The 25,652-nt window shown below is 68.1% G+C and carries 22 protein-coding genes, 1 rRNA gene and 1 riboswitch; of the genes, 7 read left to right on the plus strand and 16 right to left on the minus strand.

Annotated elements, in window-relative coordinates; genetic code table 11:
- Positions 1-153 precede the first annotated feature (153 nt).
- Complete coding sequence (locus AB0N66_RS40230; protein WP_365445169.1) at positions 154-1,236, plus strand: ScyD/ScyE family protein; 1,083 nt, start codon at positions 154-156, stop codon at positions 1,234-1,236.
- Positions 1,237-1,503: 267 nt separating this feature from the next.
- Positions 1,504-1,884, plus strand: coding sequence for a VOC family protein (locus AB0N66_RS40235; RefSeq protein WP_365445172.1), 381 nt, complete (start codon positions 1,504-1,506; stop codon positions 1,882-1,884).
- 186 nt (positions 1,885-2,070) lie between these two features.
- Here the strand turns inward: AB0N66_RS40235 and AB0N66_RS40240 are convergent, their stop codons facing one another.
- Together AB0N66_RS40240 and AB0N66_RS40245 are read right to left on the minus strand one after the other, a co-directional pair.
- Positions 2,071-3,249 (minus strand): serine hydrolase domain-containing protein, encoded by a 1,179-nt coding sequence (locus AB0N66_RS40240; RefSeq protein WP_365445175.1) that lies wholly within the window; start codon positions 3,247-3,249, stop codon positions 2,071-2,073.
- A gap of 176 nt (positions 3,250-3,425) precedes the next feature.
- Complete coding sequence (locus AB0N66_RS40245) at positions 3,426-3,944, minus strand: hypothetical protein (RefSeq protein ID WP_365445178.1); 519 nt, start codon at positions 3,942-3,944, stop codon at positions 3,426-3,428.
- Between the two features lie 334 nt (positions 3,945-4,278).
- On the opposite strand from AB0N66_RS40245, the gene AB0N66_RS40250 reads away from it, so the two are divergent.
- Positions 4,279-5,136, plus strand: a complete 858-nt coding sequence (locus tag AB0N66_RS40250) for a PhzF family phenazine biosynthesis protein (protein ID WP_365445181.1) — start codon at positions 4,279-4,281, stop codon at positions 5,134-5,136.
- Between the two features lie 112 nt (positions 5,137-5,248).
- Here the strand turns inward: AB0N66_RS40250 and AB0N66_RS40255 are convergent, their stop codons facing one another.
- Positions 5,249-6,049, minus strand: a complete 801-nt coding sequence (locus tag AB0N66_RS40255; RefSeq protein WP_365445187.1) for a type II CAAX endopeptidase family protein — start codon at positions 6,047-6,049, stop codon at positions 5,249-5,251.
- Positions 6,050-6,234: 185 nt separating this feature from the next.
- On the opposite strand from AB0N66_RS40255, the gene AB0N66_RS40260 reads away from it, so the two are divergent.
- Positions 6,235-7,998 carry a substrate-binding and VWA domain-containing protein gene (locus AB0N66_RS40260; protein WP_365445190.1) on the plus strand — a complete coding sequence of 588 codons (1,764 nt, stop codon included), beginning with the start codon at positions 6,235-6,237 and terminating at the stop codon, positions 7,996-7,998.
- A 111-nt stretch (positions 7,999-8,109) separates the two neighbouring features.
- Here AB0N66_RS40260 and AB0N66_RS40265 read toward each other — a convergent pair whose 3' ends face one another.
- A complete protein-coding gene (locus tag AB0N66_RS40265) occupies positions 8,110-9,609 on the minus strand; it encodes a glutamate-cysteine ligase family protein (RefSeq protein ID WP_365445193.1) in 1,500 nt (499 codons plus the stop codon).
- 544 nt (positions 9,610-10,153) lie between these two features.
- Here AB0N66_RS40265 and AB0N66_RS40270 point away from each other — a divergent pair.
- Positions 10,154-10,738, plus strand: coding sequence for a hypothetical protein (locus AB0N66_RS40270; RefSeq protein ID WP_365445196.1), 585 nt, complete (start codon positions 10,154-10,156; stop codon positions 10,736-10,738).
- A gap of 355 nt (positions 10,739-11,093) precedes the next feature.
- On the plus strand, positions 11,094-11,300 hold the full coding sequence (locus tag AB0N66_RS40275; protein ID WP_365445199.1) for a DUF5999 family protein: 207 nt from the start codon (positions 11,094-11,096) through the stop codon (positions 11,298-11,300).
- Positions 11,301-11,511: 211 nt separating this feature from the next.
- Here the strand turns inward: AB0N66_RS40275 and gcvP are convergent, their stop codons facing one another.
- Positions 11,512-14,397 carry an aminomethyl-transferring glycine dehydrogenase gene (gcvP, locus tag AB0N66_RS40280; RefSeq protein ID WP_365445202.1) on the minus strand — a complete coding sequence of 962 codons (2,886 nt, stop codon included), beginning with the start codon at positions 14,395-14,397 and terminating at the stop codon, positions 11,512-11,514.
- A 182-nt stretch (positions 14,398-14,579) separates the two neighbouring features.
- Positions 14,580-14,675, minus strand: a riboswitch (glycine riboswitch).
- 115 nt (positions 14,676-14,790) lie between these two features.
- Here gcvP and AB0N66_RS40285 point away from each other — a divergent pair.
- The gene (locus tag AB0N66_RS40285; protein WP_365445205.1) at positions 14,791-15,162 is read left to right on the plus strand and encodes a PRC-barrel domain-containing protein; all 372 of its coding nucleotides are present in this window, start codon (positions 14,791-14,793) and stop codon (positions 15,160-15,162) included.
- A gap of 137 nt (positions 15,163-15,299) precedes the next feature.
- On the opposite strand, the gene AB0N66_RS40290 is transcribed toward AB0N66_RS40285, so the two are convergent.
- The 11 genes from AB0N66_RS40290 to rrf form a co-directional block, all read right to left on the minus strand.
- Entirely contained in the window at positions 15,300-16,670 is a 1,371-nt protein-coding gene (locus tag AB0N66_RS40290) for a DNA polymerase IV (protein WP_365445208.1), read from the minus strand.
- 78 nt (positions 16,671-16,748) lie between these two features.
- Positions 16,749-17,384, minus strand: a complete 636-nt coding sequence (locus AB0N66_RS40295; protein WP_365445211.1) for a MerR family transcriptional regulator — start codon at positions 17,382-17,384, stop codon at positions 16,749-16,751.
- A 218-nt stretch (positions 17,385-17,602) separates the two neighbouring features.
- Positions 17,603-18,076: a bifunctional nuclease family protein gene (locus AB0N66_RS40300; RefSeq protein ID WP_006123076.1), complete on the minus strand. Its 474-nt coding sequence runs from the start codon at positions 18,074-18,076 to the stop codon at positions 17,603-17,605.
- An 85-nt stretch (positions 18,077-18,161) separates the two neighbouring features.
- Positions 18,162-18,905 (minus strand): MerR family transcriptional regulator, encoded by a 744-nt coding sequence (locus AB0N66_RS40305; RefSeq protein WP_365445214.1) that lies wholly within the window; start codon positions 18,903-18,905, stop codon positions 18,162-18,164.
- A gap of 42 nt (positions 18,906-18,947) precedes the next feature.
- On the minus strand, positions 18,948-19,925 hold the full coding sequence (locus AB0N66_RS40310; protein ID WP_365445217.1) for an FHA domain-containing protein: 978 nt from the start codon (positions 19,923-19,925) through the stop codon (positions 18,948-18,950).
- Positions 19,926-19,986: 61 nt separating this feature from the next.
- The gene (locus AB0N66_RS40315) at positions 19,987-20,850 is read right to left on the minus strand and encodes a DUF881 domain-containing protein (protein ID WP_365445220.1); all 864 of its coding nucleotides are present in this window, start codon (positions 20,848-20,850) and stop codon (positions 19,987-19,989) included.
- Between the two features lie 5 nt (positions 20,851-20,855).
- Positions 20,856-21,188, minus strand: coding sequence for a small basic family protein (locus AB0N66_RS40320; protein WP_003988855.1), 333 nt, complete (start codon positions 21,186-21,188; stop codon positions 20,856-20,858).
- Positions 21,185-22,090, minus strand: a complete 906-nt coding sequence (locus tag AB0N66_RS40325; RefSeq protein WP_365445223.1) for a DUF881 domain-containing protein — start codon at positions 22,088-22,090, stop codon at positions 21,185-21,187. Before AB0N66_RS40325 ends, AB0N66_RS40320 begins: the two co-directional genes overlap by 4 nt.
- Before the next feature lie 97 nt (positions 22,091-22,187).
- Positions 22,188-24,683, minus strand: a complete 2,496-nt coding sequence (locus tag AB0N66_RS40330) for a mannose-1-phosphate guanyltransferase (protein WP_365445226.1) — start codon at positions 24,681-24,683, stop codon at positions 22,188-22,190.
- 114 nt (positions 24,684-24,797) lie between these two features.
- A complete protein-coding gene (locus tag AB0N66_RS40335) occupies positions 24,798-25,406 on the minus strand; it encodes a CDP-alcohol phosphatidyltransferase family protein (RefSeq protein ID WP_365445229.1) in 609 nt (202 codons plus the stop codon).
- Positions 25,407-25,557: 151 nt separating this feature from the next.
- Positions 25,558-25,652 (minus strand): 5S ribosomal RNA (rrf, locus tag AB0N66_RS40340); the annotation flags it as partial.

Here is a 25,652-nt window from a genome sequence, read left to right on the forward strand (position 1 = left end):
ATGAGGCTTTCTGGAGAGCCGCTATAGATGGGCCGCAGATGTATTCGATCGGCACGGCCGCGCGCTCTGTACTCCCCTAATGTGACACCCGCGTTTCGTCGTCCGCTTTCCTGAATGGTGCGGAGCGCGCAAGGGAAAAGGAGCGCTGGAGGAATGTTGAATTCACGCAGGAGCTTCACTAGATTCATGCTTGCGGCATCGGCCTGTGTCGTCGCCGTACCCCTGGCCACCGCCGGGCCTGCCGGCGCTGCGCCGACCGGGGCCGAAGCCGTCTCCAAGACGACTATCAAGGTAGTCGCCTCCGGACTGAAGAACCCTCGCGACGTTACCGCGCTGGCAGACGGCAGCCTGCTCGTGGCCGAGTCGGGTGAGGGCCTGCCGGGCTGCCCTGTTGGTCAGGTGTGCCTGGGCAAGACCGGCTCCATCTACAAGGTCAAGGGCTCGTGGCAAGGCCGCGTCGTCACCGGACTGCCGTCCTTCGGTCCGGGCGCCGAGCCCGGGGCTGCGATCCAAGCCCTCGGCCCGGCAAGTGTCCTGCCCGATCCGAACGGTGGTTATCTCGTTCTGAATTCGGGCGGCTTCAACAGCGACGGCCGCGCCGCGCTCGGCCCGGACGCCAAGACGCTGGGCACGCTGACGCGTACGCGCGATGGCTCGATCGTCGCGGATTACGTCGACCACGAGACGCGGTTGAATCCCGATGGCCGCGAGGCGTACTCCAACCCGTGGAAGGTCCTGCGCAGCGGCAGCGGCTACCTGGCCACCGACGCGGGCGCCAACACCGTGCTCCGCACGGCGGGCGGCACCACGTCCACCGAGTTCGTGTTGCCGACGAACGAGAATGACCGCGACGGGGTGCCCACCGGCATCGCCCGGGCTGCCGATGGCACGACCTACGTCGCCGGCCTCGGCGTCTACGCCGGCCAGTCGCGGATATACAAGGTCGGTCCCAACGGCCCCGAGCTCTTGGTCACCGGCCTGACCAATGTGGTGGACCTCGCCGTCGCCCCGAACGGCGATCTGATCGCTCTGACGTACACCCCGGGCTACCTCGAGGATCCGCCGCAGCCGAGCAAGGTGTTGAAGATAGACACCGCCACCAAGGCGGTCACCGAGATCCCGACCGGCGACAGGCTGATCATGGGCACGGGGCTCGACGTCAACCGGGACGGCCAGGTGCTCATCGTCAACAACGCGCGAGGCACCACCGGCGAGCTGCTGAGCCTGACCTACTGACACGGTCCACAGCGTGGGTACAGCTCTCTCTCCTTCGCCCCCGACGTGCGTACGCCCGTGATGACGGCCCCGCCGGTGTGACCCACACCGGCGGGGTGTCGGCGTACGGCGCAATATGCAAAGCGGTCCGGCCTGGCGAGGGACGGAAATCACCTCGCCGCCGCACGCCTCGCCCGGTACGGTCCCGAGAGTGTTCCAACGGCCGGAGCCCGTGAGTTCCACGCGCGGCCACCCCGGCAATTCCCACGCTGAAAGTAGGTTTCGTCAATGGCATCCCGTATCAGTGAGATCGTGCTCAAGTGCCGCGACCCCGAGGTGCTGGCACGGTTCTGGTGCGAGGTCCTGGACTTCGTAGTGCTCGATCGTGAGGCGGAGGGCTGCGTCGAGATTGGTCCGCGCGAAGGGTTCGGCGGCCCCCAGCCGACAATCTTCCTCATCCGCAACGACGAGCCGAAGAACGGGCACGACCGGCTGCACATCGACGTCAACGCCACCGACCGGGATCAGGACGCCGAGCTCGAACGCCTCCTCGCCATCGGGGCCGAACGCGTCGACATCGGTCAGCCCGGGGAGGCGTCCTGGCACGTCCTCGCCGATCCCGAAGGCAACGAATTCTGCCTGCTCAAGCGCCGCCTGGACGCAGTCTGACGGCCTTCGTCGGCAACAAGGGCCGCGGCGCCGGACCTGGCTGCGGCCCGCAGCGGACTCGGCAGAGCGCCGCTGGGTCTTCTCCCGGCAATAGGGGCCCCGGTGCCACCGAAGTCCAAGGTCGATCAGGACGAGCGATGAACGTGTTCGCTCCAACCCCCTGCTGGCCCGCCCGGACACTCTCGCTCACGAGGGGCCTCGGCCCCCGCCGCACAATGCGTGGTCGATCAGAGCGCTGGCCGCGTTCTCCTGGTCCCGTATGTGCTCCAGGGTGTCGCCGCGTGCCTCGGACATGGAGACCACGGCGCTGCGACGGCCGTCGTCGGTGACGCCGTTGAGGGTGATGTAGCCGCCGTCCCCGCCCTCGTGGCTCCAGTAGGTTCCTCCGCAGGTCAGGGGTCGTTCGACCAGACCGAGCCCGTATCGGCCGCCTGGCCACAGTTGCTCGACGTCCGCGCTCACGGGGACGGTCTGCTTCATCTCGGCGAGCTGCCGCGGCGGCAGCAGACGGCCCGCGAGCAGTGCGCGGAGGAGGCGGTTCTCGTCCCGCGTGGTCGTGACGAACGAGGTCTCGTGGTCCACCGTGACCTGATCGGTGACGTCCACCAGGGAGCCGGGGCCGAAGAGTTGGTAGGCCTGGGCGTGCGGCCGGGGCAGGGCGGAGGAGGTGCCGGTCCACCGGGTCTGGTCGAGGCCGAGCGGGCGCAGGACGCGGTCCTCGATCTCCTGGTGGGCGGGGTGACCGGTGGCCCGCTGGATGATCATGCCGAGCAGGACATAGCCGGGGTTGGAGTACGCCCAGCCGTCGCCGGGCGGGAAGTCCGGCGGAGAGGCCATGGCGCCGGCCACCAACCGCGCGGGGCTGTAGACGTCGTGGCGCTGCTGGTAGTACTCCTGCGCCGTGGTGTATCCGGGCAGGTCGTTGTTGATGCCGCTGGTGTGCTGGAGCAGCTGACGGATGGTGATCCGGCTGCCGTCGTTGCCGTTGCCCCGCACCACTCCGGGCAGCCAGTGGTCGATGTTGTCGTCCAGGGACAGCCCGCCCTCGGCCTCCAGTTGAAGGACCACGGTGGCGACCAGCGTCTTGGCCGTGCTGGCCATGCGGAAGTAGCCGTCGGAAGAGACCGGGCGGCCGGTGCGCAGGTCGGCCGTGCCGCTGGTGGCGACCGACTGCCGACCATCAGGTGCGACCGCGCGGGCCTGCACGCCGCTGACACCGAGGGCGTGGATCGCTTCGGTGTCCCGGCGCAACTGGTCCGCGGCGGAGGAACCCCCGGGCCGGGCCACTGCGGTGGCCGCCTGGGCGGTGAGCAGCATGGCGCCGGCCAGCACCACGGCCAGGCACGTGCGCGAGGTCGAAGTCATGGCCAAACGCTAGGTTCACCCCGGGGCGGAGACGATCCGGTGCACCCCAGGATCGGGAAGGGGGATATCCCCCCTGTACGGGCTTGATAGGTGCCGGACCGCCGACAACAGCAAGGCGCCAAGGTGGAGCCGCCCGCAGGCGAACCCGAGGACGAACGACCTCGACACCGTCAGCGCTACTGAGCCTGGATACGCTGGTCTCGCAGCCACTCATCGAGCACGGCAAAGTCCGTATGAGCGAGGCCGATCATGGAATCCACGCGGTGGAGGAGTGCTTGCCCTCGATGGTGCCTCGACACCCAGGCACGGTCGAGATCGGTGATCTCGTCGTCGACCCAAATGAACGGGCGTCCAGCCGCAGCCTGGACGAGAGCTCGGGTCTTCCAGTGCAGCACACCTGCCTCATCCTCTTCCGGCGCGTCCGGCAGGTCCGCGATTGGCAGCTCAGGCAGCCCGAGCAGCGGAGCTATCACCTTGTTGGCGTCGTCCATCCACGCCGTGGCCCACATAAGCACGCAGGGCAGCGCCAGCAAACGCGGACCGTGCGCGAGGTCGATCTTCGCCAGCTGAGGATTCGACACGTCCTGCCAGCCGTCCCACTCTTCAGGGACCGATGGAAGCCGAGCTCCGCCATAGGGCAGGAGCGTTCCATCGACATCCAGGAAGAGAAGCGGTGGCTCTGCACGATCAGTCATGGCCGCACGCTAACGGCTCTTCGCCCGGGCGAGCAGCTGCGTTTACACCCAGCCCGTTCCGGTCCCGAGACCTGGAGTGTGTCTCAACGAACCAACTCCACCCGCCTCACCCGATCCAGTCCACACAGGGCAGCACGATACGGCCGACCAACTTCATTGATTCATCGAGTCATTGAGTCGTCGAGACAGGACACTCCACGACACCAAGCCAGCCCCTGCCCTCCCAAGGCCCACGCACCGCCCACGTCAATCCGCGCGCTCCCGCCCCACAACCGGTCCAGCTCCCGGGAATTGGCCTTGGCCCCCGGCTCCGCCGGACGGTTAGCGTCGTGACATGCGGATTCGAATCGTCGACGCCTTCACCGACCGCCCCTTCGCCGGCAACCCGGCCGGGGTCCTCCTCCTCGACCCGGCCCCGTCCTCCACGTCCTCCGAGTCATCCCCGTCGCCCCCCTCCTCCTTCCCGGACGACGCCTGGCTCCAGAACGTGGCGCGGGAGGTCAACCACGCCGAGACGGCGTTCACCCACCGCCTCCCCCAGGGCGGCGAGGCCGACTGGGCGTTGCGCTGGTTCACACCCGTCACCGAGGTCGCGATGTGCGGGCACGCGACGCTGGCGACCGCCCACGTGCTGCACACCACGGGCGCCCACGAGGGACCCGTACGATTCGCCACGCTCAGCGGCGTCCTCATCGCGACGCCCCACGAAGACGGTTCCATCACGCTGGATTTCCCCACCGCGCCGCTCACCCCGGTCGAGATCCCGGACGGCGTCGCCGAGGCACTCGGCGCCGAGCCGCGCGCGGCTTTCGACACCGGCCCGAACATCGGCGACCTGGTGATCGAGGTCGCCGACGAGAAGACGGTCCGCGGCCTCGCCCCCGACCACAAGGCTCTCCGGCGGTACTCCGAGCGCGGCATCATCGCGACCGCCCGCGCCGAAGACCCCTCCCAGGGCTACGACTTCGTCTCCCGCTGCTTCTTCCCTAACGTCGGCATCGACGAGGACCCGGTCACCGGCAGCGCCCACACAGCCCTCGCGCCCTACTGGTCCGAGCGCCTCGGCCGCCCCGACCTCACCGGCCTGCAGGCCTCCGCCCGCTCCGGCCTCGTCCGCACCGAACTGCGCGGCGACCGCACGCTCCTCACCGGCCGCTCGGTCACGGTCATCGAGGGCGAGCTACTCGCGTAACAGCGCGAAAAGGGGCGTACGCGAACGCCGTACGCCCCATCAGATCTCCGCACGCCCTCCAGCACCGGCTCACACCAGCGGCAGACCGGGCTCACGCCGTCGGCAGACCAGCTCACGCCGTCGGCAGCCACCCCACCTTCCCCGCCAGTAGCGCGTACCCCACGAATGCCCCGATGTCGAGCAGCGAGTGGGCCACCACCAGCGGCCCGACGCGCCCCCAACGCCGGTACAGGTAGACGAAGACCACGCCCATCGCCATGTTGCCGATGAACCCGCCGATGCCCTGGTAGAGGTGGTACGAACCGCGCAGCACCGCGCTCGCCATCAGCGCGGTGACCGGCGTCCAGCCCAACTGGCCGAGCCGACGCAGCAGATACCCGACGACGATCACCTCTTCGAGGACCGCGTTCTGGATCGCGGACATGATCAGCACGGGGTACTTCCACCACACGTCCGGCAGCGCTTCGGGCACCACCGTGAGGTTGGCGCCGAACCCACGGGCCGCCAGATAGAAGGCGATGCCCGTGCTGCCGATCACCGCCGCGATCAGGGCCCCGCGTCCGAGGTCCGGCCAGGGGCGCGTGCGGTCGAAGCCGATCACGCGCAGCCCCTCGCGCTCCCTCAGCAGGAAGTGCGCGACGAGCGCGACCGGCACCAGCGCCGACGCGATTCCGAAGAGCTGCCAGGCCAGATCCAGCCAGGGACGCCCGGGCGCGGCCGAGGCGTTGAGGGTGGCCGCCTGGTCCTTGAGCCCCCCTGGCTTGGTGACCGACCCGACAAAGCTGATCAGCGCGGAAACCCCGCTCGCGCCGAGCGAGAGTCCCAGGACGAGCAGCGTCTCGTCCCGGAAAATTCGTCGTGTCAGCCCCTTCGTCGGAAAGGAATCGGCCACCGACGCTGCCTCCACCTGCACTCCCGCCTCCAGTTGAGTAATCCCGTCTCATCCCCATCTTCGCCCCGCTAGGGTCTCGAAAGAAGTTACGAAGATCGTGCGCGACTGGCCGTCGGGGGGACGAGCGCCGTACGAGGCGTACCTCCCCCTTTGCCCGCCTTGTGACCGTTTCATGGTTCAAGGCTCAACAGGGAGGCACCACCCTCATGGGACGTCACAGCTTGCCCGACGAGTACGGGGCGGGCACCGCCGACCCCCGACCACGCGCGCGCCGTCGCACTGTGGCCATCGCGACGGCGCTCGTACTCACGGTGGCGGGGGGCACGGCGGCCGCGGCTCGCAGTGGCCTGCTCTCCTTCGGCTCCTCCTGCCAGGACGACGCGGTGCACGTCAAGATCGCCGCATCGCCGGACCTGGCCCCCGCTCTCACGGCGACGGCGAACTACGCCCGTGAGCGCGACATCACCTCCGACGGCCACTGCCTCGACGTCAGCGTGACCGCTCGCGAGTCGTACAAGGTCGCCGACGCGCTGCTGACCGGCAAGAAGTCCGACGTCCAGGCATGGGTGCCCGACTCGAACCTGTGGGTGCAGCGCGTCACCGGGAACAATGACGCGACCCAGGTGAGCGACGTCGGCAACGTCGCGTCATCACCGGTGGGCGTCGCCATGGTCCCGACGGCCGCCAAGTCGCTGGGGTGGCCCCAGAAGACGTACACCTGGACCGAGTTGGCCGGCGCCGCGATGACGAGCGACCGCCTGAAGCTCGGCGCCGCCGACCCGGCGCGCAGCGCGACCGGCCTGCTCGCGCTGACGCAGCTGAGCACCGCGGCGGGGCAGACCGAGGGCGGCGACACCCAGGCGGCCGCCATGGCCGAGGCGCTCTCGCAGCGCACCTCCGACAGCGACAGCCAGGTCCTGGACACGCTCCCCCGCGACTCCTCCGGCACCGAGCAGGGCAACCCGAAGCGCAACCAGGCGCTGATCCTCTCCGAGCAGGCGGCCTTCACCCACAACTCCTCGGACGAGAGTCCCGACAGCCTCGACCTCTTCTACCCCAAGGACGGATCGCCGCAGCTCGACTACCCGTTCACCCTCGTCGACGAGGTGCGGCTGAGTACCGACGAGAGCCGCGCGGCCCTGCGGTTCATGGCACTGCTGGGCGAGCCGGAACCCCAGAAGATCCTGGAGAAGCACGGCTTCCGCACCGACGACGAGAACCCCTCGGCCGCGCTGGTCAGCGCAGCGGGCGGACGCGCTCCACAGCCCTTCGCGCGCGCAGCGGCCGAACCGGCCTCGGCGAAGTCGATCGAGGAGGCCCTCGGCATGTGGACGATCACGGTGCAGAGCGCCCGGATCACCACGGTCGTCGATGCCTCCGCGTCCATGACCGAGCCGGTGCCGGGCACCGACCAGTCCCGGATGGATGTCACCAAGGCATCCCTGTTGCAAGCCCTCGCCACCTTCACTCCGGAGGACGAGATCGGGCTGTGGAGGTTCTCCACCCGTCTCGACGGCAACCGCGACTACCAGGTGGTCGTGCCGACCGACCGGCTCGGCGACGCCGTGGGCGACGGCACCCAGCGGGACAAGCTGTCGGCCGCGTTCAGCGCCCTTGAACCCGTCCCGGGCGGGGCGACCGGCCTGTACGACACCACGCTCGCCGCGTACCAGGCGGCCACGTCCTCCTATGAGAAGGAGAAGTTCAACGCGCTGGTCCTGCTGACCGACGGCGTCAACCAGGACCCGGGAAGCATTTCGCGCTCGGCCCTCGTCACCAAACTGCAGAAGCTCACCACCCCGGAGCGCCCGGTGCTGCTGATCGCGATCGCGGTGGGCCCGGACGCCGACCAGGAGGAGGTCGAGGAGATCGCCAAGGCGACCGGCGGCTCCGGCCACCAGGTCAACGACCCGTCGCAGATCCACTCGGTGATCCTCCAGGCGATCGTGGAGGCCGGCAGCCAAAGCTGACGCCCACCGCCACTCCGCGCCTCTCGCCTCTCGCCTCTCGCCTCTCGCCTCTCAGCTCTCAGCTCTCGCCCCTCAGCTCTCAGCTCTCAGCTCTCAGCTCAAGGAAACCGGCTACGGCAACCCCACCGGCCAGGTGTGCACGGGTTCCCCGAGATGCATCAACTCGCCGTAGCGCTGAGTGGTCGCGGCCAGTGCCGCATCCCGCCCGAGCCCCTTCTCCAGCGCCCGGTGGAACGTCGCCGCCTGCCAACTCGCCCCGTTGACACGCAGCCGGCACCGCTCCTCGATGACGCCCAGGTAGAGGTCCCGGTCGACGGGCTCCACCCCCCACGCGTCCAGTCCGGCCGCGGCGAGCGGCAGCAGCTCGTCCCGTACCAGGGCGACGGCCTCGACCTCGTGCGTCCCGCCGTACCGGCCGCGCCTGGGCCACTCCAGGCGCGCGTCGATGCCATGGCGGCACGCGGCGTCGAAGTTGGCGGCGGCGGACGAGAAGGGCAGCCGCGTCCACACGGGCCGCGCCTCCTCGGCGAGCGCGCGGACGAGCCCGTAGTAGAAGGCCGCGTTGGCGATGACGTCGGTGACGGTGGGGCCGGCGGGCAGCACACGGTTCTCGACGCGCAGGTGCGGGACACCTTCGGCGACGCCGTACACGGGCCGGTTCCAGCGGTACACCGTGCCGTTGTGCAGCACGAGTTCGGCGAGCTTGGGGATGCCGCCGGCGTCGAGGACACCCAGCGGGTCCTCCTCGTCGCAGATGGGCAGGAGCGGTGGGAAGAAGCGCAGGTTTTCCTCGAAGAGGTCGTGCGCGGACGAGATCCATCGTTCCCCGAACCAGGTGCGCGGTCGCACCCCCTGCGCCTGCAACTCGGGCGGCCGGGTGTCGGTGGACTGCTGGAACAGTGGGGGCCGCGACTCGCTCCACAGTTCGTGACCGAAGAGGAAGGGCGAGTTGGCGCCGACCGCGACCTGGACCGCGGCGACCGCCTGCGCGGCGTTCCACACGTCGGCGAACCGCCCCGGGGTGACCTGGAGGTGCAACTGCACGGAGGTGCAGGCGGCTTCGGGCGCGATGGATTTCGACGTACAGACGAGGCGTTCCACCCCCTCGATGTCGAGCGTGAAATCCTCGCCACGGGCGGCGACTATCTGGTCGTTGAGCAGGGTGTAGCGGTCGCCGTCCGACAGGTTCGAGGAGACCAGGTCGTGCTGGGCGAGCGTCGGCAGAATCCCGATCATCACGATTCCGGCGTCGACTTCCTTCGCCTTCCTATGGGCGTAAGCGAGGGAGGTACGCAGCTCCTCGGCCAGCTGGTCGAATACCCTCCCGCCCAATCGGTGTGGGGCTATGTTGACTTCCAGGTTGAACATGGCGAGTTCTGTTTGGAAATCGCGGCTCGCAATCCTTTCGAGTACTTGCGCGTTCATCATTCTGGGCGTGCCGTCGGTCCCTGCGAGATTCAACTCGATCTCCAGGCCCATGAGGTTCTTGGGGCGATCGAACCGCTCCTCCTCCAGCAACCGCGCCAGCCCCGTCAGACACTGCCGCAGCTTGCCGCGGTAGTGCTGGCGATCGGACAGGTCGAACTGCCCTGCCTCGACCTTCTCTCCCATCGAAGCGTCCTTCCTCGGATGGGCAGGCCGATACTCCGGCCTCTGGCGTCCCGGGTCACGGGGGATAATGCCCAGGCAACGCGATCGATAACGTCCTGGAGGCGCTCGCCGCCCGCTACTCTGGACTTCAGTACCCTCAGGCACATTCACCAGGCATGAACCAGCGCACAGTTTCGTTCCGTCGCGATCTCGTGAAAAACGCCGACGAGAATCGGCCGACCGCTCCGACGAAGCATTCCGAGGTCATCGCCGCGCTTTGGCACAGAACCAGGATAAACCTCTCGTTTCGTCGACCGAATAGTGCCTTGCTCTTCACATTTGGGACGACTAGCCGAAACACCGCGCGAACACGTCTCGTATAAACTCCGCGAACGAGGCAGAGAGTTGGCGCTCGCGGTCCTAGGTCCTGTCGTCCAGATGACGCGCGGCAGGCGACACATTGTCGGCGGATCCAGATCCATCGCCCCTTCGGCCCCGAGAGCTGACAGCGCCGTCCGCCCCCTCCCTCGCGCCACCGTGCCTGTCGAACGAGAGGCGACCCATCATGCCGCTGCACCTACCCCCGGCTCCCGCGCCCGCCCTGCGCTCCGTCCTCACGGCACTCGGTTCCCCCACCGCCGTCCGGGAGGCGCGTACGCCGTCCCTGCGTATGGCACAGGGACCCGTCACACCCGAACTCCCGCTACCCATCCACGTCCTGGACCGCATCACCCCAGCGGGCGCGTCCGCCACCCGGCTCACCGGGTGGCGCTTCCTGATCCGCTGCGGCGACCGCATGGTCGCCGCGGCCGACACGATGCTGACCCCCGACGGCTGGGCCTTCTCGCGCTTCTTCGAGGGCCCGTACATCGCCGCCACCGAACGCGCGCTGCGCCAGGCCGAGGCGATGAAACAGCCCTACCAGGCACGTCTGCTCTCGGTGCCGGAGCTGTACATGCTGACGCTCTGGCTGCACGGCGACACCACCGCGGACGGCGCCACCGGCCACCCCGCCGCCACCGACATCCTGGTCCCACTGGCACCGGCCCCACCCGGCATCGCAGCACACCGCCCACACCGCGTCGCCGAGCTCCTGCCGGTCCTCACCCACCGGCTCACTCCCGCCCCTTTGCTCAGCTCACCCGCGTAGCACCCGCGTCCACGTCCGTGCCCCGCCGCCGTTCTCTCGGCAGCGGGGCACGTCGCTCGTTCGGGCCCCATACCGCTCGTACGAGGGAAAACGCCTCCCGCGCCCGACCGGACTAGCCCCATCCGGCCACCGCGAACCACCCGAAAAGTCAGCACAGTTGGAATGAACCGTCCGCACGGGTGATGCGTCATCAACCTGTGAGGAGTGCTGCCGCTAAATCCCTGCGGATTGACGCCCGTAGGGCAACACTGGGTTCCAAACCACACATCAACGGGGGGCGGCCATGACCACATCGAGCCGCGGGACAGACACCACAGCCATCACTCACATCTCAACCCAGCGAAAGATCCCACCAATGTGCCAGCACAAGACGCCGTGCCCGACAGCCGAATCCGCCGACCGGGAGTCCGCCCGTCTCATGGCGCACCACCCGGAGCAGGGGTGGAGCCTGCTGTGCAACGGCGTCCTGCTCTTCGAGGACACCGGTGAGCTCCTGCCGGATGGCCAGATCATCGCCCCGCACCGCCCGCTGGGCAGCGAACACGTGATGACGGCGGCCTGAACCGCACAACCGGGTGGCTGCGGCAGAGCCGCCCAGTACATAGAGGGGCCGGCCCGGAGACGCATTCTCCGAACCGGCCCCGACGCACATCCGAGGGTGATTACTCCCCGTAACCGTCCAAGTCCCGAGCGCTGATCAGTCCTCGTAGGCGCACAGGTCCTTTAGCCCTGATCAGTCCCCGTAGGCATCCAGGCCACGACCCCTGACCAGTTCAGTCCTCGTACGCGTCCAGCGGCGGGCAGGAGCAGACCAGGTTCCGGTCGCCGTACGCCTGGTCGATCCGGCGCACCGGCGGCCAGTACTTGTCCGCGACCGAGACACCGGCCGGGAAGACGGCCTCCTCACGGCTGTAGCCGTGCTCCCACTCCCCGCCCAGCGAGGCGGCGGTGTGCGGAGCGTTGCGCAACGGGTTGTCGTCCGCCGCCCACTCGCCCGAGCCGACCTTCTCGACCTCCGCGCGGATGGCGATCATCGCCTCGCAGAACCGGTCGAGCTCGACCAGGTCCTCGGATTCGGTCGGCTCGATCATCAGCGTGCCGGCCACCGGGAACGACATCGTCGGCGCGTGGAACCCGTAGTCGATCAGGCGCTTGGCGATGTCGTCGACACTCACACCGGTCGCCTTGGTCAGCGGCCGCAGGTCGATGATGCACTCATGCGCGACGAGCCCGCCGGGACCGGTGTAGAGCACCGGGTAGTGCGGCTCCAGGCGCTTGGCGATGTAGTTCGCGGACAGCACGGCCACCTGCGTGGCACGCTTCAGCCCCTCACCGCCCATGAGCCGGACGTACGCCCACGAGATCGGCAGGATGCCCGCGGAACCCCACGGAGCGGCCGAGATCGGGCCGACACCGGTCTCGGGACCGGCCGCCGGCTGCAAGGGGTGGTTCGGCAGGTACGGCGCCAGGTGCGCGCGGACACCGACCGGACCGACGCCCGGACCGCCGCCGCCGTGCGGGATGCAGAACGTCTTGTGCAGGTTGAGGTGCGAGACGTCACCACCGAAGTGACCCGGCTTGGCAAGCCCCACCAGGGCGTTGAGGTTGGCGCCGTCCACATACACCTGGCCGCCCGCCTCGTGCACCTGGGCGCAGATGTCGGCGACGTGCTCCTCGAAGACACCATGCGTCGAGGGGTACGTGATCATCAGCACGGACAGTTCGTCGCGGTACTGCTCGATCTTGGCACGCAGATCCTCGACGTCGATCTCGCCGTCGTCCGCCGTCTTCACGACGACGACCTTCATGCCGGCCATCACGGCGCTCGCCGCGTTCGTGCCGTGCGCGGAGGAGGGGATCAGGCACACGGTGCGCTGCTCGTCACCGTTCGCGCGGTGGTATCCGCGTACGGCGAGCAGACCGGCCAGCTCACCCTGCGAACCGGCATTGGGCTGCAGCGACACCTTGTCGTACCCGGTGACCTCGGCGAGCCGCTCCTCCAGCTCATGGATGAGCGTGAGGTAGCCCTGCGCCTGCTCGGCGGGCGCGAAGGGGTGCAACTGCCCGAACTCGGGCCAGGTGACCGGCTCCATCTCGGTCGTCGCGTTGAGCTTCATCGTGCAGGAGCCCAGCGGGATCATGCCGCGGTCCAGCGCGTAGTCACGGTCGGAGAGCTTGCGCAGGTAGCGCAGCATCGCCGTCTCGGAGCGGTACTGGTGGAACACCGGGTGCGCGAGGTACTCGTCGGTGCGCAGCAGCGCGGACGGAAGACTGTCCTCGACGGTCGAGTCCAAGGCCTCGACATCGCCCTCGACACCGAACGCGGTCCACACGGCGGCCAGTTGCCTGCGCGTGGTGGTCTCGTCGCACGAGATCGACACCCGGTCGGCGTCGACGAGGTGCAGGTTGACCCCCTGGTCGCGCGCTCCCGCCACTATCTCGGCGGCCCGGCCCTGGGCACGCACGGTCAGCGTGTCGAAGTAGGCGCCGTGTACGACCTCGACGCCGCCCGCCTTCAGCCCCTCGGCGAGAATCGTCGCGTACCGGTGCGTACGCCGCGCGATCGTCTTCAGCCCTTCGGGACCGTGATAGACGGCGTACATGCCGGCCATCACCGCGAGCAGCACCTGAGCCGTACAGATGTTGCTCGTCGCCTTCTCACGACGGATGTGCTGCTCCCGCGTCTGCAGCGCAAGCCGGTAGGCCTTGTGCCCGTCCGCGTCGACGGACACACCCACCAGCCGGCCCGGCAGGCTGCGCGCGAACTTCTCGCGCACCGCCATGTACCCGGCGTGCGGACCGCCGAAGGCCATCGGCACACCGAACCGCTGCGTCGTACCGACCGCGATGTCCGCGCCCAGCTCTCCTGGCGCGGTCAGCAATGTCAGGGCAAGCAGATCGGCGGCGACGGTGACGACCGCACCCAGCTCGTGCGCCTGCTCGACAAGCGGCTTGATGTCGCGTACGGCACCGGAGGCGCCCGGGTACTGGATCAGTACGCCGTTGATCTCACGCCCGGCGATCTCAGCCGGGACGCCCGCGCTCAGGTCGGCGACGACGACCTCGACGCCGGTCGGCTCGGCGCGGGTCCGGATGACCGCGACGGTCTGCGGCATCACGTCCGCGTCGACCAGGAAAAGACCCTTCTTGTTCTTGCCCATGCGCCGGGACAGCGCCATCGCCTCGGCGGCCGCGGTGCTCTCGTCGAGCAGCGAGGCACCCGACGTCGGCAGCCCGGTCAGCTCGGCGACGACGGTCTGGAAGTTCAGCAGCGCTTCGAGGCGGCCCTGCGAGATCTCCGGCTGATACGGCGTGTACGCCGTGTACCAGGCCGGGCTCTCCATGACGTTCCGAAGGATCACCGGCGGGGTGAAGGTCCCGTAGTAGCCGAGCCCGATCATCGAGTCGAGCACCTGGTTACGGTCCGCGAGGGAGCGCAGCTCGGCCAGGACCTCGGCCTCGGTGCGCGCGCCCGGCAGGTCCAGCGCCTCGGCGTTCTTGATCACGTCCGGCACCGCGGTGGCCGTGAGCTCGTCGAGCGAGCCGTATCCGACCTGCGCGAGCATCTTGGCCCGCGCTCCGGTGTCGGGCCCGATATGGCGCTGCTCGAAGGGAATTCCCTGTTCGAGCTCGGAGAGCGGAATGCGAGGGGCGGTCATTGCGGAGGCCTCCTGGTCTGACACGACCTTCGAGGGGCACCCCGGCACGGGTACCCCGACGGCCTCCCCCTCTGTCATCTCACAACCTGAGAGCTTCACCGGCCCGCCCGCCCGCTGCGACCCGATTTTCACCGTCGGTGAGAGCGGGGGCCATCGGCACCCGCTCTGCTTTCCAGAGTGACCTCGTCCGTGCGGTACGTGGGCCTGAGAGATTCCGGGGAGGATTTGCTCCTTCGGCGCCTCCGATGAAGTCTGGAGGACTCTCCCGCACAGGGTCAGCAGCCGCTTGCCAGCCTACCAGCGAGGACAACTCCCGAGGCTTCGAGTGGCCACCTTCCTGAATCTGCTCTTTTGTAGTGCTTACGGATGAGTTGCGACCAAATGGAGGGCAACGTGCAGACCGACATCGATCCGCGCAACCTGATCGGCCGCAAGGCATTCGACCGCAACGGAGCAAAGATCGGCACGATCGACGAGGTGTACCTCGACGACGCGACCGGGGTCCCGGAGTGGGCGGCCATACGCACGGGCCTGTTCAGCAGGGACGCCTTCGTGCCCCTGGAGCCCAGCGAACTCGTCGAAGGCACCCTGCGCATCCCCTTCGAGCGGGCCCTGATCAAGGACGCGCCCGACTTCGGCGTCGGTCGCCACCTCTCCCCCGAACAGGAACTCCAGCTCTACCACCACTACGGCCTCGACGTGGCATCCCCGCCTCCCGCACCGGACCGCGACTTCGGCCGCCTGGCAGGCACGGACGAGCCTTGACGGCACAGCCGGGCCCTCACGCGGGACACGCGGGGACCTGCGCACCAGCCGCAGACGGCCCGCGGCACTGAACCGGCCTTCAACCGCGGGGACCTGTGCACCAGCCACAGACGAGGCCCGCAGCACTGAACCTGCCTTCAGCCGTCGCAACGACGCCCAACGGTCTCGGCCACCAAGGGCAACGGCTCCGCCGGCTCCAGCTCCGGATCGCCGGTCCGGAACGTCCGTACCCGCCCTGGCTCGGAGTACGGCGTCTCGAACCGAACGGTCACCCGCCCGAGCCCGCTGCCCTGCACCCACCCGTGCCCGAACTCGGCGTGCCGCACATCGTGCCCCGCGGGCCACCGCCGCTCAGCCGGCGGCACCTGCTCCTCGGCGGACTCCTCCGCCACCTCCTCCTCGGTGTGCTCCAGCGCCGCAAGCTCCCCCGCGGCGGCCTGCGCCTGCGCGAACAGGTCCTCCTGCGTGTAGTCGGCCAGCCCGGAGACACCCACGCCGAGCAGCCGTACGCCACCGGTCGTGTCCACCGACTCAAGGAGCCGCGCGGCCGCCTCCCGCACCACCCCGGGGTCGTCCGTGGGCCCCCGCAGCGTCTCGGACCGGGTCAGCGTCGAGAAGTCGTACCTCCGCACCTTCAGCACGATGGTGCGCCCCGACAGACCGGCTCCACGCAACCGCTGCACACACCGGTCGGCGAGCCGCTGCACCTCCAGACCGACTCGCACCCGGTCATGGATGTCCACGTCGTACGTGTCTTCGACGGACACCGACTTGGTCTCCCGCTCGGCGACCACGGGCCGGTCGTCGCGCGCCAGCGCCATCGCGTACAGCGCATGCCCGTGGGACTTCCCCAGCAGCCGCACGAGCTCGTCCTCGCCCGCCTCGGCGAGCTCCTCGACCGTTGTTATCCCGGCCCGTCTCAGATGGTCACCCGTCGCAGGCCCCACGCCCGGCAGCGTCCGCACCGACATGGGCCCCAGCAGCGCACGCTCGGTCCCCGGCTCTATCAGCACGAGGCCGTCGGGCTTGGCCTGCTCCGAGGCGATCTTCGCGAGCATCTTGGACGCGGCGAGCCCCACCGATCCTGTGAGCCCCGTGACGGCCCGGATGTCCGCGCGCAGCTTCACCCCGGTCAGCCGCGCCGACGCCTCGTCCCAGGCCGCTTCGCCTGCCTCCAGATCGACGAACGCCTCGTCCAGGCTCAACGGCTCCACCAGCGGTGACAGCCCCCGCAGCAGGCCCATCACCTGCTCGCTGACCTCCCGGTAGATCTCGAAGCGCGGCACGAGATACGCGGCGTTCGGCGCGAGCCGGCGTGCCTGGGCCATGGGCATCGCCGAGTGCACTCCGAAGACCCGTGCCTCGTACGAGCAGGTGGAGACGACTCCACGTGGTCCGAGCCCGCCCACGACGACCGCTTTCCCGCGCAGGCTCGGCTTGGACGCCTGCTCCGCCGAGGCGAAGAAGGCATCCATGTCGAGATGCAGGATCGTGGGCGCGGTTCTCACATCTCCGATGCTGCCCTACGCCACTGACAATGCCCCGGCAAGCCGGGGCACCATCAGCCTGTTCCGCTCCTCAGATCCTCAGACCGCGCGATTGCGCCTTCGTGCCAGCTCGTCAGCGGGGTTGTTCGCCAGGAGCGTCTCGCCCGTGTCCACCCGCTCCCCGTGCAGCTGCGAGAGCGCACCCTCGACATCCCGCCACACCACGCCCACGGCGATCCCGAAGACCCCCTGGCCGCCCTGGAGCAGCGCATGGACCTCATCGGGGGATGTGCACTCGTAGACCGTGGCGCCGTCGCTCATCAGCGTCATCCTTTCCAGATCCCGGAAACCGCGCTCCCTGAGGTGCTGGACCGTGGTGCGGATGTTCTGCAGCGACACCCCGGTGTCGAGGAACCGCTTGACGATCTTCAGGACGACCACGTCCCTGAAGCTGTACAGCCGCTGTGTCCCCGACCCGTAGGCGGGCCGCACGCTCGGCTCGACCAGCCCGGTCCTCGCCCAGTAGTCCAGCTGCCGGTAGGTGATGCCCGCGGCAGCGCACGCCGTCGGACCGCGGTAGCCGACCTCCTCGGAAACCGCCTCATCCTCACCAGTCACTGCTGTCGGCCGCCGCGGAACGTGATCGGCCGCGTTGCCGTGAAGCGGGTACGGGCCGCTGTCCCCCAGACCGCGTCCGGAGGCACCCCCAGCCGTACCGTCGCCGCTGCTTCTCACGCCGACCTCCGTCCTTGACCTGCCTTCTCGACGGTAGGCAGTCACCAGGGGTGCGTCAACGATCGCCACACTCGGCACGCCGAGTGATAATCACCCTTGGAGTGGTTTCCCGTGCCCCACCGCGGGGAAAGGCTAGCCGAATGCTCTCTGAGCGGGCCGCGGCACACCACACTGGCCGCTGGCAATTGCCGCCCGGAGCTCTCCTGGGCCTCGTGTCCTCACTGGCTGTTGGTGCCGAAGTCCTCGGGCGAGATCTGGTCGAGGAACTCGCGGAACTTCTCCACTTCGTCCTCCTGCTCGTCCGGGATCGCGATACCGGCGTCGTCGAGTACCCCGTCGCTGCCGTAGATCGGCGTCCCGGTGCGCAGGGCCAGCGCTATGGCGTCGGACGGCCTGGCACTCACCTCGACCCCGCTGGCGAACACCAGTTCCGCATAGAAGACGCCCTCACGCAGGTCCGTGATACGCACTTCGGTGAGCTCCTGGCCAACGGCTTCCAGCACGTCCTTGAACAGGTCGTGGGTCAGCGGTCGCGCCGGAGCCATGCCCTGCTGAGCGAAGGCGATCGCAGTCGCCTCCCCCGGTCCGATCCAGATGGGGAGGTAACGATCGCCTCCCACTTCACGCAGAAGCACGATCGGTTGGTTGGAGGGCATTTCGACCCGGACACCTACGACATCGAGCTCGTTCACACAGCAACCCTAGGCCGTGCCCGGGACGTTTGGGTAGTCGGGCACGGAACGGGTGGGCGATCCGACACCCGCCGAGCACCCGGGGTCAGGGCAGTCGCACGCCGAGCGCGGTCTGCACCAGCGCGGCGTGCAGCTTCACCGTGAGCCCCGCAAGCTCCTTCGTACGCGCCTCCGCGTGCGCCCTCGTCTGCGGATTGCGGTGCCGCCGCAGCGGGGCCACCACCTGATCGACCAGTCCCGCGTCACGCTCGGCCGCGGCCTTCATCGCGCGCAGGTGACGCGGCTCGATCCCGAACCGGCCCAGCTCGAGGACGAGCGCGGCGACGGTCACCGCTTCGGCGTCGTACGCCCCGTCCGAAAGCGGCGCGATGAGGCCGTACGACTCCCACTCCTCGAGTTCCCGCTCACCGATCTCGGCAGTGGCCAGCAGCTCGGCACGCCCGACGCGGGCGGCTGTGGGCGCCTCTTGTTCGGCGAACAGCTCACCCTCACCCGAGTCGCGCTGACGCCCCACGGTCGGCAACCGCACCGGCTCACCGCGCTCCAGGGCGTCCAGATACTCGCGGATGACCTTCAGCGGCAGATAGTGGTCCCGCTGCATCCTCAGCACATGGCCGAGACGCTCGACGTCATTGGCGCTGAACTTGCGATACCCCGAAGGGGTCCGCTGCGGCTCGATGAGCCCCTCCGACTCCAGGAACCTGATCTTGGAGATCGTGACTTCGGGGAACTCGTCACGCAGCACATTGAGCACCGTGCCGATGCTCATCAGTCCGCTGTCCGTGGCGGCGGTACCGTGGCCGGCACCGCCGCTCGGTGTTCGAAGCATGGACCTTCCTGGGGGTCCCCCCGGACGGAATCTGGGGGAGGGTCAGATGCCCCGCTGGCTCGCGTAGAAGACCAGCCGGTACTTGCCGATCTGCACCTCGTCGCCGTTCGACAGGGAGACTGAGTCGATCCGCTCCCTGTTGACATAGGTGCCGTTGAGGCTGCCGACGTCCGACACCGTGAACGAGCCGTCAGCGACGCGGCGGAACTCCACGTGGCGGCGTGACACGGTCACGTCGTCGAGGAAGATGTCGCTCTGCGGGTGACGCCCGGCCGTGGTCAGCTCGCCGTCCAGCAGAAAACGACTGCCCGAGTTCGGTCCGCGGCGCACCACAAGGAGCGCCGAGCCGAGCGGCAGCGCGTCGACGGCCGCCTGCGCCTCCGGGGAGAGCGCCGGCGAGAGCGTCTGGCCCGTCACCTCGGCGTCGTAGGCCTCAAGGCCCGAAATGGAGATCGTGGACGTCGTCTCGGACGGACGCTCCGGGGTCACCCCGCTCCGCAGCGGCGCACCGCAGTTGGAGCAGAAACGGCTGTTTTCCGCGTTGCGGTTACCGCACCTCGTACACACCAGGGCCGACATGGACGGATCCTCCTGCCGCGGCTGCCCTCCAGGGGCATGGGAAGCGTACGGGTCGGCGGTGAACCCTCCACCCGTACTTGAGGTTGGCGGTTCCCCGAAACCTATGCGGCCGGACTGGGCAGGGTCAACAGACGGCGCGCCCTGACCACCGGAAATGTCGCCGCCCGGAGCACCGAGCTCGTCCCGGAACAGCGGGCGCTCGCCGCTCTGGTCCTCGGCGTCTCCATGGCGTGGTGCACGGTGGCGGGCAGTAGCGTTGTCGCCGCCCTCTCCTCGTGCGCTCTTGCCGAACAACTTCGCAAACAACTTCACGGGCGATTCCCCTTGACCGAAACAGACCCGCCCGTGGGGCAGGACGAACCCTGATTGAACACACCGGTCGACCCGGACATCCTCACAACGTCCGTATCCACCTGACAGTTTCCACCACGCACCACCCATTCGGTGCGCCGACCCCCCGCAACCTCATGCCCTGGCCTGGCCCCCCTCATGCGGCCCCGTTTCACTGGGACGACCGAGCGTAGTCAGGCTGCTTCGCCGGTCGCAAGGCGTCCACGACGATCTTCGTCGAGGGCTCCACCGTGACGATGGCCTGCTCCTTCTCCAGTGTCTGCACCACGCCTCCGGGGATGTTGAGCGCCGGCTCCAGGTCCTGCGACTTGCCGATGACCTTGAAACGGTAGGGCTGGGTGATCTTGTTCCCGTCCACGCTCACGCCCTTGTCGGAATCCGTCAGATAGGTGCTGGCGACGACCCGTACACCGTTCACCTGAATCGCCTCCGCACCCGCCGCGCGGAGCTCCTGGATGGCGTCGAGCAGCATGTCCGCCTCGACCGTCCCCTTGGTGTCGTTGATCGTCAGAGTGATGCCGGGGCCCTGAGCGGCCACCGTGCCCGCCAGAATGCCGAGTTGCTTCTCCCTCTCGACGGTCTGCTTGCGAGCCTCCTCGGCCTGGTCCGAGCTGTTCTCCAACTCGGTGCGCTGATCTTCGAGACCCTGCTTCTCGTCTTCAAGACGCTGTGTACGGCTGTCCAGTTCATCGAGGATGCGTACGAGATCTTCCTGACGTGCGCCGCGCAGGGCGCTGCCGCTGTCGCTGTTGGACGCCACCTGGACGGCCAGACCGAAGCCGAGGCCGAACAACAGCAGCGCGACGATGAGTTGCGCGCGGGACACGCGCGGCGGCCACAGCCCCTGCGCCAGCCGCTGGCGGCCGGTCACCGCCGGCTCGGCGCCCTCTCCCCGCTCCTCCGGCTCCCGCTCCGGTGGCGCGGGTGCCGCGGCCCGGATCTCGTCGGGGAGTTCCTTGCGCAGATTGTTCTCCGGGGTGCCGGAGGCCGTCGATGCCTCGTCGTCGTTGCTCATCGGCCTCACGCCCGGAACACGTGACGACGGATCGCCGCGGCGTTGGAGAAGATGCGGATGCCGAGGACGACCACGACACCGGTGGAGAGCTGGGCGCCCACACCCAATTTGTCGCCCAGGAAGACGATCAGCGCGGCCACGACCACGTTCGAGAGGAACGACACCACGAAGACCTTGTCGTCGAAGATGCCGTCGAGCATCGCGCGCAGGCCTCCGAACACGGCGTCGAGCGCCGCCACGACGGCGATCGGGAGATAAGGCTCAACGACTGCCGGAACCTCGGGCCGGACCAACAATCCGGCCACGACTCCCACGACGAGGCCCAGTACGGCGATCACGATGTGCCCTTCTCTGTGCTCGGCTGCGCTGTACGTACGATCACACTTGGTGCGGCGGTCAACCGGACGTCGTCCTCGACGGAAATGCTGGTCCGGATGCCGTAGTTCTCCTGCAGGGCATGCAGATACAGCCCGTCGGCACTGTTCTGGAACCTGGTGCTGAGCCGTTGGCCGTCCCCCACCGCGAGCACCGTGTACGGCGGCACCAACGGCCTGTTGTCGACCAGTATCGCGTCACCCGCGGCCCGGATCGCCGACAGGGCCGTCAGCCGCTGACCGTTGATCGAGATGGCCTCGGCGCCCGACTCCCACAGCCCGTTGACGACCCGCTGCATGTCACGGTCGCGCACGCGTCCGGTGTCGGAGAACCCGGAAGTCTCCCGCGGATCACCGTCGCCGTCCTGACTTGCTTCCTTGGCGTCGTCGACGACGAGTTTCACGCCCGGGCCGTGCACGTCGGTGGCGCCCGACAGGATGCCCACCAGATCGGCCTGCGCACTGCCCCCGTCGGCCTTGAGCGCCGTACGCTGCCGCGCACTGACATCGGCACGCAGAGTGTCGACATTGTCTTCGAGCTTGTCGGCGGCGGTGGTCTCGTGCTCGATACGGTCGATGAGTTCTTGGCGCTCCTTGGCGATGACAGGAGCCGAGATCCGCGCGTTCGCCGCTCCCAGGGTCACCACCAGGGCCGCCAGGACGAGACCGGCCGCCAGACCGAGCTTCGACCGCACCGTTTTCGGCGTGCCGCCGACACCCTCGGCCTGTTTCCGGGCAGCCGCTTCGGCGTATCCCTCGTCAAGGCTGTGGTCCATGACATTGGTGAGCAGCGACATGGAGGCGTCCGGGCGCGACGGGCGCGTAGGACTGCTCCGAACGGGGGGCTGCTGCGGCATGCCGCACATCGTCGCACGTCGCGGGCGCTACCTCCGAATGGCCCCACCGGCGTGCCGGACAGGCCCCTTGGGGGCACTTGTCCGGCACGCGCGCGTGCTGGGTGTTTCAGCGACCGGCGCTGTCCACGACCGCCGACCACTCGTCGAGCAGGGCCTCCGCGGAGGCATCGTCGGGCCCTTCGGCCCACAGATGCGTCACCGCTTCAGCGGGATCCGGGAGCACCATCACCCAGCGCCCATCGGTCTCCACGACCCGTACGCCATCGGTCGTGTCCACGAACCGGTCACCGGCCTCCTCCACGACCCGCCGCATGACGAGTCCCTTGACGGCCCAGGGAGTAGCGAGATCGCGCTTGAGGACATGCGCCCGCGGAATCCGCGCATCGATCTGGCTCAGCGTGAGCTGCGTCCGCGCCACCAGCCCGATGAGGCGTACGAAAGCCGCCGCACCGTCGAAGACACCGCTGAACTCCGGGATGATGAAACCACCACGCCCGTCGCCACCGAAGATCGTCGAGTCCTCACGTCCGACCCGCGTCAGATCGTCCGGCGAGGTCGTTGTCCAGTCGACCTGCGTCCCGTGGTACGCCGCCACCTGCTCGGCGATCCGCGTGGTGGTCACCGGAAGCGCCACCCGCCCACTGCGCCGCTCGGCGGCCACCAGGTCGAGCATCACGAGGAGTGCCCGGTCGTCCTCGACGATCCGCCCCTTCTCGTCGACGAGCGAAAGCCGCTCACCGACCGGGTCGAATCGCACTCCGAACGCCGCCCGCGCGGACGCCACGATCTCTCCGAGCCTCACAAGCCCGGACCGTCGCGCGTCTGCTGTCTCCGTCGGCCTGGACTCGTCAAGACCGGGATTGATGACTAGCGAGTCGACCCCGAGCTTGCCGAGGAGGCTGGGCAGCACGAGTCCCGCACTACCGTTCGACGCGTCCACGACGACCTTGAGCCCCGACTCGGTGATCCCCGACGAGTCGACATTCCGCAGCAACGACCCGGTGTACGAGTCGAAGACACTGGCTGGGAAGTGCAGATCCCCGATCTCGCCGGGAAACGCACGCCGATACTCCTGCCGCGCGAACACCCGGTCCAGCTTCCGCTGACTCGCCTGCGACAGGTCAGCACCCTGCCCGTCGAAGAACATGATGTCGACGGAGTCCGGCACACCGGGCGTCGTCCGGATCATGATCCCGCCCGCACTGCCCCTGGCGGTCTGCTGCCGGGCCACCGGCAGCGGTACGTTCTCCAGGTCGCGTACGTCGATGGCGCTGGCCTGCAGTGCCGAGATGACCGCCCGCTTCAGTGCACGAGCACCTCTGGAGTGATCGCGCGCCGTCGTGACCGTGGAGCCCTTCTTGAGCGTCGTCGCGTACGCTCCCGCGAGCCGCACGGCGAGTTCCGGGGTGATCTCCACATTCAGAATCCCGGACACTCCACGGGCACCAAAGAGATGCGCCTGGCCCCGCGACTCCCAGATCACCGAGGTGTTGACGAAAGCGCCGGCCTCGATGGTCTTGAACGGATAGACGCGAACGTTTCCCTGAATGATCGATTCTTCACCGACGAGGCATTCATCGCCGATGACCGCACCGTCCTCGATCCGGGCGGCCCGCATGATGTCCGTGTTCTTACCGATCACGCAGCCACGCAGATTGCTGTGCTGCCCGATGTACACGTTGTCGTGCACGACGGCCCTGTGCAGGAAGGCCCCCGTCTTGACGACGACGTTGGAACCAATGACGGTGTGCTCGCGGATTTCGACATCCGCCTCGACTTTGGCGTAGTCGCCGATGTAGAGCGGTCCGCGCAGTACGGCATCGGGGTGCACCTCGGCGCCCTCGGCAACCCATACGCCCGGCGAGATCTCGAAGCCGTCGATTTCGACGTCGACCTTGCCCTCCAGGACGTCGGCCTGTGCCTTCACATAGCTCTCGTGAGTGCCGACGTCCTCCCAGTAGCCCTCGGCGATATAGCCGTAGACGAGCTTGCCTTCCTTCATCAGCTGGGGGAAGACATCGCCTGACCAGTCGACGGAGACATCGGCCTCGACGTAGTCGAAGACCTCGGGTTCCATGACATAGATACCCGTGTTCACGGTGTCGGAGAAAACCTGACCCCAGGTCGGCTTCTCCAAGAAGCGCTCGACCTTGCCCTCTTCGTCGACGATGGTGATGCCGAATTCAAGGGGGTTCGGTACGCGCGTCAAACAGACAGTGACGAGCGCGCCCTTCTCCTTGTGGAAACTGATGAGATCGGTGAGGTCGAAGTCGGTCAGGGCATCACCGGAGATCACTAGGAAGGTGTCGTCCTTCAACGCCTCCTCGGCGTTCTTGACGCTCCCGGCAGTACCGAGTGGCTTCTCCTCATTGGCATAAGTGAGCTCCATGCCGAGCTCCTCGCCGTCACCGAAGTAGTTCTTGACCAGAGAAGCCAGGAACTGAACAGTTACGACGGTCTCGTTGAGCCCATGCCTTTTGAGCAGCCGTAGCACGTGCTCCATGATCGGGCGGTTGGCCACGGGCAGGAGCGGCTTGGGCATGCTTGAGGTCATGGGACGAAGGCGTGTGCCTTCGCCTCCGGCCATCACGACGGCCTTCATGTCGGAAGCGTCCTCCTTGAAGAGACGACGGTCTAGCCGACTTCACCCGTCCAAATTGTCCCGCACTTTTCGTCCGCGGGCCATCGAGCCACTACAGCCACGCAATGGGCGAGCTCAATCGGTCGTGGCGTCCACCCTGACAAGGCGGAGGACCTGAACCACATAGAGGACTCCTGCCCACCAGTACAGCGTTGTACCCCATCCGGCGAACGCCCATCCGAAAATAGCACCGAGTGACGCGATCCACCCACTTGCGTCGCTGAGCAGCAACAACGGGAAGGCGTACATCAAGTTGAAGGTGGCCGCCTTCCCCAGGAAGTTCACCTGTGGGGGCGGGTAGCCGTGGCGCCTGAGGATGCCCACCATCACCAACAGGAGCAGCTCGCGCGCCAGGAGGACAGCGGTCAACCACAGCGGGAGAATCTCGCGCCAGGTGAGGCCCACGAGAGTGGACAGAATGTAGAGACGGTCGGCCGCGGGATCGAGTAGCCGGCCAAGGCTGCTGATCTGGTTCCAGCGTCGGGCGAGCTTCCCGTCCAGATAGTCACTGATGCCGCTCAGCATGAGCACCAGGAGTGCCCATCCGTCGCTCTTGGGGCCGCCGAACTCGGGCCAGAGGATCAGCCACAGGAAGACGGGCACGCCAACGAGGCGCGCCATGCTGAGGATGTTCGGGATGGTGAGCACCCGGTCTGTCTGGACGCGGGTCTCCTGGACCTCCACCCGGGGGCCTCCTGTGGGAAACGAGCCAACGATGCCCCCTGACCTTACCCGCAGCGCTCACGCTGTTGGGCGGAGGGGTGGAGGCGCCACCAGAAAACAAAAAAGCTCCGGCTCTTGGGCAATAAGCCCAAGAGCCGGAGCTCTAAAGATAGTTCGGCGGCGTCCTACTCTCCCACAGGGTCCCCCCTGCAGTACCATCGGCGCTATAAGGCTTAGCTTCCGGGTTCGGAATGTAACCGGGCGTTT

This window comes from Streptomyces sp. NPDC093544, assembly GCF_040683495.1.
Taxonomy (GTDB): Bacteria; Actinomycetota; Actinomycetes; order Streptomycetales; family Streptomycetaceae; genus Streptomyces.